Here is a 544-nt window from a genome sequence, read left to right on the forward strand (position 1 = left end):
ACCGTAGTAGCGCACTTGGTCAAAGCTGCCGTTGATGCCCAAATCCAAGCCGATGACCGGAATCACGTGAGGGTAGTCGCCGTAGCGCTCGCCACTCAGTTCCACATTCAAATGGCCTTGCGCGTTGATTTGGTAGCGGTAGGTACAACGCATGCCAAAATCAAAGACCGGCGGCGCAATGATGCTGGTGGTTGTAATCAAGACGGAATCATCAGTTGCTTCCACAGCAAGTGTGCGGAAGTGCTCCTGCATGATTTGCAGATGCGCTGGGTGCCACAAACCTTCATACTCTTGTTTGTGGTTATCAATCATCGGTTTGAAGAAGTTCAGTCTCGGCTCTGATTGAATGATCTCTTCGCCATTTACGCGCCAAGAAGTCAGCTTGCCGTTTACTTTCGAGAAAGTAAGCGCGAAGTTATGGCCTTCAATTACGTGTTCCAAACGGCTTTCGTTAATCACCAAAGGTTGTGCGTTGCGATTGATGAACGCAGGTGCAGACTCGGTCTTTTCTTTCAGTTGGAACTGATACACCGCAATTTCATGG

At 49.3% G+C, this 544-nt stretch carries 1 pseudogene; it reads right to left on the reverse strand.

The features are described from left to right. Positions 1-544 (reverse strand): annotated as a pseudogene (gene ebgA / locus R7P74_RS28695) (beta-galactosidase subunit alpha); the annotation flags it as partial.

The sequence above is a fragment of the Vibrio sp. 2033 genome (genome assembly GCF_033339735.1).